This window comes from Amycolatopsis sp. NPDC054798 (assembly GCF_053611505.1).
Map to the genome: position 1 here is coordinate 1 of NZ_JBSHAM010000193.1, position 6907 is coordinate 6907.

The 6907-nt window shown below is 66.7% G+C and carries 6 protein-coding genes; 4 read left to right on the top strand and 2 right to left on the bottom strand.

What is annotated here, in order from left to right:
* Nucleotides 1–131: 131 nt before the first annotated feature.
* Nucleotides 132–1598, bottom strand: a complete 1467-nt coding sequence (locus tag ACWGIC_RS44425; RefSeq protein ID WP_452081970.1) for an LCP family protein — start codon at nucleotides 1596–1598, stop codon at nucleotides 132–134.
* Nucleotides 1599–1757: 159 nt separating this feature from the next.
* Here ACWGIC_RS44425 and ACWGIC_RS44430 point away from each other — a divergent pair, with 159 nt between their 5' ends.
* The 4 genes from ACWGIC_RS44430 to ACWGIC_RS44445 all read left to right on the top strand — a co-directional run bounded on the left by ACWGIC_RS44430 (nucleotide 1758) and on the right by ACWGIC_RS44445 (nucleotide 5090).
* Nucleotides 1758–2501, top strand: coding sequence for an SDR family oxidoreductase (locus ACWGIC_RS44430; protein WP_452081971.1), 744 nt, complete (start codon nucleotides 1758–1760; stop codon nucleotides 2499–2501).
* Between the two features lie 144 nt (nucleotides 2502–2645).
* Nucleotides 2646–3677, top strand: a complete 1032-nt coding sequence (locus ACWGIC_RS44435; RefSeq protein ID WP_452081972.1) for a Dyp-type peroxidase — start codon at nucleotides 2646–2648, stop codon at nucleotides 3675–3677.
* Nucleotides 3674–4471: a family 1 encapsulin nanocompartment shell protein gene (locus ACWGIC_RS44440; protein ID WP_452081973.1), complete on the top strand. Its 798-nt coding sequence runs from the start codon at nucleotides 3674–3676 to the stop codon at nucleotides 4469–4471. The genes ACWGIC_RS44435 and ACWGIC_RS44440 overlap by 4 nt, the downstream gene beginning before the upstream one ends.
* Nucleotides 4472–4553: 82 nt before the next feature.
* On the top strand, nucleotides 4554–5090 hold the full coding sequence (locus ACWGIC_RS44445) for a M15 family metallopeptidase (RefSeq protein ID WP_452081974.1): 537 nt from the start codon (nucleotides 4554–4556) through the stop codon (nucleotides 5088–5090).
* 23 nt (nucleotides 5091–5113) lie between these two features.
* Here the strand turns inward: ACWGIC_RS44445 and ACWGIC_RS44450 are convergent, their stop codons facing one another.
* Entirely contained in the window at nucleotides 5114–6319 is a 1206-nt protein-coding gene (locus tag ACWGIC_RS44450; protein ID WP_452081975.1) for a glycosyl hydrolase family 8, read from the bottom strand.
* Between the last annotated feature and the right edge of the window lie 588 nt (nucleotides 6320–6907).

The following is a 6907-nucleotide window of genomic DNA, read 5'->3' on the forward strand; positions in this document are numbered from 1 at the left end:
AGGGCGGGTGCTTGTCACGGCATCTTTCCCGCCTTGACAAGCACCCGCCGTCCGTCATCACAATGGGCTTCGGGGTGCCCACCCGCCCCCGCCCCGCGATGTGCGAAGCACGAGCCGACCCGCCAATGGGCTCAGTTCACGCAAGTAACCCCATCAGCAGTAATCTCCGGCACCGCCGGAGCCCCCATCACCACCGGAGCAGAAGCCGGATGCACCCCAGAATCATCCGAATACTTCTGCCCCAAATAAACCCGGAAATGATCCTTGTCCAAAGAATTGTCCGAAGCCACCGCAACCCCGCCCAGCTTCTCCGCAATCCCCTCAGCCTGACTGCGCTGCCCCCGCCCGTAATACACGGTCGACGTCCGCCGAGTAGCGCTATTGCTCACCGACCCTCGCTGATACCCAGCAGCAGCAAGCTTGTCCGCCACCCGATTGGCCAACCCGTCCACCCCAGACGAGTTCCGTACATCCACCACGTAAGACGCCAACGCCGGATCCCCGCTCGAAGCCGACGACGGCGGCGCAGACACCGATGACGAAGGCGCACCCGCACCCCCAGTCTGCTCCCGGACAAACTGCTGAACCTGCTTAGGATCCACCTGCACCGCATCGCCGTCATTAGGCGTCTTCAACGTAATACTGACCACCGGCACGGTAACGAAGTTGATGCTCCCCGCGCTCATCCCGTGCAACTGCTGCGCAAACCCGAGCAAATCCCAGTTCGTATCGACAACGACAGCCTTCTTGACCGCCCCGATCAACGCGTCCAGCTTCCCCGGATCGGTCAGCGTCCCGGCGGAAAGAATCGTCTTCGCCATACTGGCCATGAAGACCTGCTGCCGCTTGATCCGGTCCAGGTCCCCGTTGGGCAGCCCATGCCGCTGCCGGACGAACTGCAACGCCTGCGCTCCGGCGACGTTCTGCGGCCCAGCCGCGAAATTCGCCCCGGAGTAGCTGTCCCGCACCGGAGCCTTGAGGCACACCGGGACCCCGCCGACGGCCTGGCTCACGTAGTAGAACCCCGCCAGGTTCACCGCCGCGTAGTGCGTGATGGTCAGCCCGGTCAGCTGCTGCACGGTCTCGATCGCGGTCTTGGCCCCGGCCTGAGCCGAGTCGGTCTCCAGCTTCGCCCCGGACTCGCCCTGTGCCTTCAGTTCGTTCTTCCGGGCGGTCTGGCCGTACGTGTAGGCCGAATTGATCTTGTGCTTCCCGAACTTGCCGGCGAGCTGGACGTACGAGTCGCGCGGGATCGAGATGGCGGTGGCGTTCCCGCCGCCCGCCGGGATGTGCACGACGATCATCGTGTCGGTCGTGTCGCCGCCGTCCTCCGCGCCGCCCGCGTGCAGCTGGTCGAGCACGTCGTCGGGGAGGGGATTGCCCTCCGCGTCGGTGCGCGTGTCGAGGCCGACCATCAGGATGTTCTGCTCGTCCATCGGCGAGTTCGAGCCGGAACCGATCACGTCGGACCTGGTCAGGCCGTCGGTGATCTGGTTCAGCTTCGACCACGCGAACGCGGTGCCGCCGAGGACCAGCAGCGAAACAACGGCCAGCAGCACCTGGGCGACACGCAGCGCACTGGAGGTCTTGCGACGCATCGGGGTTCCTCTTCCTGCCACATCCGGTGGTCGAAAGACCCACGGTAGCGGGCGTCTCACCTGGACGGGTTACCCGCTTCCCTCAAATTGCGGAGACGGCGCCCGGTATGCCGGACCGACGGTGTATTGGCCAGGGCCGGGAGAACCTAGGATGACCTCGTGCAGAGTGAAGCGACCGCGGGCGTCGCGCTGGTCACCGGGAGTTCGCGCGGGATCGGCAGGGCGATCGTGGAACGGCTGGGTGCGGACGGCTTCTCCGTCGCGGTCAACTACCGGTCCGATCAGGACTCGGCCGAGGCCGTCGTCGCCAAGATCCAGGCCGACGGCGGGCAGGCGATCGCCCTGCGCGCGGACGTCACCGACGATGCTGAACTTCTCGGCCTTTTCGACCGCGCGGAGGCGGAATTCGGCGGTCTCGACGTGGTCGTCGCCAATGTGGGGATCGCCCGGTTCGCGCCGCTCGCCGACACCTCCGACGAGATCTTCGACCTGATCTTCAGCACCAACCTGCGGCCGACCTTCGTGTCCTTGCGCGAGGCGGCCCGGCGCGTGCGCGACGGCGGCCGGATCGTCGTGGTGTCGAGCGGAGTGGTCCAGACTGCCCGGCCGGGCACCGCGATCTACGGCGCAGCTAAGGCAGCCGGAGACCAGTTCGTGCGGGTGCTGGCGAAGGAACTCGGCCCGCGCGGCGTGACGGTGAACAGCGTGCTCCCGGGCGCGGTCCGCACCGACGCGCTCTTAGCCGACGGGCCGCCGGGCGTGATCGAGTTCAGCGCGAACCACACGCCCCTCGGCCGGATCGCCGAACCCGGCGACATCGCGGACATCGTGGGTTTCCTGGCGTCGGACCAGGCCCGCTGGGTCACCGGGCAGACGGTGCACGCCGGCGGCGGCCAGTTCTGAGGCGCGTCCCGGAAGCCCTGCTTGTCGGGGCGGACAAGGTTCGCTGTCCGGCTACCCCGCCAGAGTGGTGATGCCCGGTGCGCTCGCCCGTCCGTGGTTAGGATTGCGCCCGGACGGTCACCGGGCGAGAAGGGGTGCGCGAGCGTGCAAGCGGGGGACCTTGAACCGCCTGAGCCGCAGGCCGTTTCCGCGCCGTTGACCAGGGCGGCGATCTTCCTGATGGTCCAGGTCGACGCCGGGGCCGAGCAGATCGCGAAAGATCTCCTCTCCGACCTGGCCGGACTGCAGCGCGCGGTCGGCTTCCGCGACGCCGGCGCCGGGCTCACCTGTGTCGCCGGGATTTCGTCGGCGGCGTGGGACCGGATCTACGGCGGCCCGCGTCCCGCGGAACTGCACGAGCTGCCGGTTTTCTCCGGCGAGAAGCACACGAGCGTCCTCACCGCCGAGGCCGATCTGCTGTTCCATCTCCGCGCCGACCGGCTCGACCTGTGCTTCGAGCTGGAAACGCTGATCATGGACCGGCTGCGCGGTTCGGTGACGGTGCTGGACGAAGTGCAGGGCTTCCGGTACTTCGACGCGCGCGACGTGCTCGGTTTCGTCGACGGCACGGAGAACCCGACCGGCAACGGCGTCAACCAGGCGGTGCTGGTGGACGACGACGAACCCTTCAACCGCGGCAGTTACGTGGTCGTGCAGAAGTACCTGCACGACATGCGGGCGTGGAACGCGCTCAGCACCGAGCAGCAGGAGCTGGTGATCGGACGGCGCAAACTGTCCGATGTGGAGCTGTCCGACGAGGAAAAGCCCGCCGACGCGCACATCGCGCTCAACGTGATCACCGACGACGAGGGCAACGAACTCGACATCCTGCGCGACAACATGCCGTTCGGCCGTCCCGGGCACGACGAGTTCGGCACCTATTTCATCGGCTACACCAAGTCTCCCTCGGTGATCGAGAAGATGCTGGAAAACATGTTCGTCGGGTCGCCGCCGGGCAACTACGACCGCATTCTCGACTTCTCCACGCCTCTCACCGGCGCGCTGTTCTACGTGCCGACAGCGGACTTCCTGGAAGATCCGCCGGACGCCCCGCCCGAGCCGGAACCTCCGGCTGCCGCGACGCCCGCCGGGACGTCGCTGGGCATCGGAAGCCTGCGAAGGAGCACTCGGTCATGAACAACCTGCATCGCGAACTCGCCCCGATCTCCGCCGCCGCGTGGGCGGACCTGGAGGAGGAGGCGAAGCGCACGTTCGCCGAGTTCGCTGCAGCGCGCCGGGTGGTCGACGTCGTCGTCACCGGCGACCCGACGCTCGCCGCGATCGGCACCGGACGCCGCGAGCGGGTCGGCGGCAAGTTCGACGGCGTCGCGACGAGCCTGCGCACAGCACAGCGGATCGTGGAGCTGCGCGTGCCGTTCACGGTGTCGCGCGAGGAAATCGATTCGGTCGAGTGGGGTGCGAAGGACGCCGATTGGCAGCCGGTGAAGGACGCCGCGCAGCAGATCGCGTACGCCGAGGACCGGATCGTGCTCGACGGTTTCGCCGAAGCGGGCATCACCGGAATCCGGCCCGCGTCGTCGCTGTCACCGATCGCGCTGCCCCCGGAAGCCCCGGGCTACCCGAAGGCGATCGGCGACGCGATCGCCGAACTGCGCGACGCGGGCGTGGCCGGGCCGTACACCGTCCTGCTCAGCGACGACGAGTTCACCGCCGCGTACGAGGCGGCCAACCACGGTTATCCGGTGCTGGAGCACCTGAAGCAGATCGTGGACGGCGAGCTCATCCGCACTCCCGCGATCAACGGCGCCTGTGTGCTGTCCACTCGCGGCGGCGACTACGAACTCCACTTCGGACAGGACCTGTCCATCGGTTACAGCAGCCACGACGCGTCCACTGTGGAGCTGTACTTCTACGAGACGCTGACGTTCCTGGTGAACACCGCCGAAGCGGGGATCGGGCTGACCGCCTGACGTTACCTGATCATGCGGTCTTGTTACCCAGCGCGGACATTCGCCGGACTGTCCGGGGATACCCGCTCGCGATAGTTGCGGCGTGCTGCGGAACAAGATCAAAACTGTGCTGCTCGTGCTTCCCGCTGTAGTCGTCGCCGGGTGTTCCAGCCTCCCGGTGCTCGACGGCGACCCGGACCACGACTCGGCTCAGGGCGGCGCCCCGGAAGGCGTCACGCTCACGCCGTTCGACACGAGCTACCCCGCGGTCGGGAATCTCGATCCAGCGTTGCGAAAAGCGTTGCAGGACGCGGCAACCGACGCGCGTCAGCGCAAAGTGGACATTCACATCGCGTCGGGCTGGCGGACGAAGGAGTACCAGCAGAAGCTTCTCGACGGCGGCATCGAAAAGTACGGCAGCCTGGAAGAAGCGCGAAAATTCGTGAACACGCCGGAAAAATCGACGCACGTGTCCGGGAAGGCGGTCGACGTCGCCCCGACCCGGGCCGCCGACTGGCTGATCCAGCACGGCGAGAAGTACGGCCTGTGCCAGGTGTATGCGAACGAAATGTGGCACTTCGAACTGCTGACCACACCAGGTGGGACGTGCCCGCCTGCCCGCACGGACGCCGCTGGTTAGCCGTCCGCGCGGGCAGGTCGGGGTCACGGGGCCCAGTAGTTGCCGGACATCACCAGGTAGACGAGCAGCTTGATGGTCTCGCCGTAATAGGTGTCGTCGTACGGGTTGCCCGCCATGTACTTCCACAGCGCGTCGGTCCACGCCTGGTCGCCCGCGACCATCGCCGCGACGCCGACCGGGTTGGGCGCGACCTCGGACTGGTCGCTGGTCTTGGTCGGCGTTCCGTCCAGTTTGGTGTGCGGGTAGATCTTGGCCGGGTTGCCGCCGGAGTGGCTCTTGTAGCTGGCCGATTCCTTCTTGGCGACCTCCGTCGCGACCTTGCCGCCGTACAGCAGCGCGTCGGTGCCCATGTGCCACGGCACGCGGACGGAGTTGTAACCGACGATGTTGTCCGGCTGGTTCTCGAGGTGATCAGCGGGCGCGGGCTTCGGGCTGTTGGTGTTCGCACCGACCACGAAGTCGGACAGCAGGTTGGCGTTCGGCGAATACTTGGCGGTGAACTGGGTGATCAGCTGCTCGGTCCGGGTGACGACCTTGTTCCAGTCGTGCGCGGTGTCGTACTTCGCGAACGCGCGCAGATGGTCGAGCATGAAATCGGACGGCCGGGTGTCGTCGTTGCCCGCGTCGTCAGCGATCTTGAGATGCCCGTCGGACGCGACGTCGTACTTGTAGATCTTGGCCAGCCAGTCCTTCGCGGCGGCGCTGTAGCCGCCCCACTGCTTGTCCGCGAGAATCAGCCCGTAACCGACGTCGAGGTCGCCGTCGGTCGCCGAGTCAGGCGTGCCGTCGTCGGCGTACTTGCAGGTCTTGCCGTCGATCACCCACTGGAAGAGCCCCTTGCTGTCCCGGTGGTCCTGGACGAACTTCCACATCCCGTCGAAAATCGTCTTGGCCTGGTCGTCGTAGCCGGCCATCAGCGGGACGATGTTCATCCCGTAGCCCTGGGCCTCGGAAACCGTGCCCTTGTTGGGCGCGTCGTCGGTCGCCCAGACGAGATAGCCGCCGCAAGCCTGGCGGAGGTAGGTTTTCTTCCAGGAGTCGTACTGTCTCTTGACCGCGGAGTCCTGATCAGCCTGACTGACCGACGGCCGGACCCCGGTCTGGTAGGTGACGTGCGCCGGAAACGGATGCGCCACGGAAGCCGCGGTAGCGGACCCAGCACCGGCCAGTGCGGCAGTAAGCGAAACGGAAGCGGCGGCGAACAGCGCCACCTTCCGGGAAGCGGGCATGGAGTGGTCTCCTTGTTAGTAAACTTTCCTAACTAGGCGGCGTGGGGAAAGCCTGCTGCAGCAGGGTGTTTGATGTCAAGATGTCGGGCTCGGAAGGTTCAGGTGTACCGGTTCCGAAGCGTTCCGTGAGGGGAACCTTCACGGCCCCTGATTCCCTCAAGGAGTCCTTCACGGACCCGCCCCAACCCAGCCCACGGCACCCAATGTGGCATTGGGTGCATCTGACGCACCGAACGCCACATTGGGTGCGTCCCGCGCACCCAATGCCACATTGGGGCGCAAGCCCCCTCAGCTACCCGCGCGCTCAACTCGACCAGCCACCCAAGCCGCGCGCACCCACCACCCAACCGCACCAACGCACCCAGTCAGCCGCACTGCCCCCAATGTGGCGTTCGGTGCGTCCCGCGCACCCAATGCCACATTGGGGCGCAAGCCCCACCTGTCACCCGCGTGCCCAACTCGCCCAGTCGCCCAAGCCCTGCGCCCCACCTGCCCAACCGCAGCCCGCGCACACAAACCCACCAGCGCAGCCACACCCGGCCCTGCACCCCGATACGAAGCCAAAAACGCGGTCTGAGGGGGCTTGTC